Source organism: Pseudanabaena sp. 'Roaring Creek', assembly GCF_001402795.1.
Lineage (GTDB): Bacteria > Cyanobacteriota > Cyanobacteriia > Pseudanabaenales > Pseudanabaenaceae > Pseudanabaena.
Window position 1 is genome coordinate 1 of the sequence record NZ_LIRE01000477.1, and the last position, 1,966, is coordinate 1,966.

Annotated in this window: 1 protein-coding gene; it reads left to right on the top strand. The window is 45.0% G+C overall.

The window, feature by feature from the left end; all coding sequences use genetic code 11:
• Nucleotides 1–203: 203 nt before the first annotated feature.
• Nucleotides 204–1,649 (top strand): Rieske 2Fe-2S domain-containing protein, encoded by a 1,446-nt coding sequence (locus AC805_RS15155; protein ID WP_055076196.1) that lies wholly within the window; start codon nucleotides 204–206, stop codon nucleotides 1,647–1,649.
• Nucleotides 1,650–1,966 lie beyond the last annotated feature (317 nt).

Genomic DNA, 1,966 nt, shown 5'->3' on the forward strand with positions numbered 1-1,966 from the left:
TATTAAGTCCCTGCAATTTTGGCGATCGCAAGCTAAACTATATAGCCGCTGCCATTTTTGTTAGGACAAAATCAAAACCGCAAAGAGAGTTGCCGCGCGGAGCGCGGCAACTCTCTTTGCGGTTTTATGTCCTGATACAGTTGGCGGCAGCTATACATAACTTTACAATGTTAAAATAAGAAGTTAAAAGTTTGGCTGTAACCATGACTGCAAATACCTTACTGATAGACGATCCCCATCCTGTAAGCAATAGCCTAAATAGCTTGAATATTAATTGCGCCGAAATATTGCCAGCGGGCGGACGAGATCCAGATCGCTTTGATTGGCTGGAGGTATGGTATCCCGTTTTTTATCTGGAAGACTTAGATAAAACTAAACCTGCCAAATTTACTTTGCTAGAGCGGGATCTTGTCATTTGGTGGGATCGCCATAGTAATGCATGGCAAGCCTTCGACGATCGCTGTCCGCATCGCCTCGTACCTCTATCGGAAGGTAGAATTGCCGAAGATGGTTTACTCGAATGTCCCTATCATGGCTGGGCCTTTAAGGGCGATGGCAGTTGCGATCGCATACCGCAGCAACCTGAAGGAGGAACCGCCCATACTTCAAAGCGAGCTTGCGTGTCATCCCTGCCCACAGCGGAACGACAAGGACTGCTATTTATCTACGCGGGTAAACCCGAAAATGCACCTCAAGTCAAAATCCCCATTATCGAACCCCTCGAGACTGAAACTGATAAATGGACTCTTTTCGGAACCTTTCGCGATCTTCCCTACGATGCGATTACCCTTTTAGAAAATGTTCTCGATGCCAGCCATCTTCCCTTTACCCATCATAAGTCCGTTGGCAATCGTGCTAATGCCGCGCCGATGGTTTTAGAAGTTCTCGAAACCGAAAAATATGGATTTAAAGGGACTTGGGAAGAAGGTCCGAGACGAGGAAAGTTAGGAAGGCAAGATACTACTTTTATTGCGCCTTCTCTGATGTGGCACGATTTGACTTCTAAACAATTTGGGAGAACCATTACCGCCGTTTATGCGACACCGACCCGTAAGGGAGAATGTCGGTTATTTGCAAGATTTCCTTTTCAATTTAGTTCGGCTATTCCTCGTTTCTTTATTGGCATTACTCCTCGTTGGTATTCCCATATTGGACAGAATGGAATCCTTGAGGATGACCAGATCTTCTTACATTACCAAGAGCGCTATCTCGAACAGGCTCTTGCCAAGATGGAAGATCGTGTCAATCATGCAAAAGCTTTTTATCTTGCTACCTCAGCCGATAACTATGTGACTGAATTACGGAAATGGGTCAGCCGCTATCAAGCCGATCCATTTGCTGGTCAGCAACTAGCCGCCCCCTTAGTTAAGGAAGTTCTCCTAAATCGCTATCATTCCCATACTTCTAAATGTGCGAGTTGCCGTCAAGCTTTGCGAAATGTTCGCAGACTCAAAACCGCAAGTATGACGATCGCCGCGATCGCATGGACGGTTATTCCCTTACTTAGTTTCTGGGTTGCCCCAGCGAATATAACCGTGATAGGTATTGGTTCGATTGTCGTGGCGATCGCGATCGCTCTATGGTTCCTTGGCAATAATTTGGAGCGTAAATTTATTTACGGTCAGGAAACTCCATTGCGAAATCTATAAAAATCATGCGATTGGGGGAGAATTCTCCTGTTCCCACCATCTTAATACCAATTCACGAAAGTGTGACAACACTTTCGTGAATTAAAAACCCAACCCAGTAAGGTTTTGAGATTTCCAAAATGGCGTTGCCATTTTGGAAATTGGTATTATAGCTATCCTAAATCATTTGTAGATTTTGGGGTTTGTGGAAGCGCACCCCGAAGGGGTGCGCTTCCACAAACCATTTAGGATTGCTATATACTGGCGATCGCTTATGATGGCGATCGCTAAAGCCATCTCCATCGGTTTTTTGAGTTTTTATGTGCTCAAAGCATATA

Excerpts from the sequence above, each read along its gene's own strand:
- AC805_RS15155 (WP_055076196.1), top strand. The coding sequence starts at position 204 with ATGACTGCAAATACCTTACTGATAGACGATCCCCATCCTGTAAGCAAT.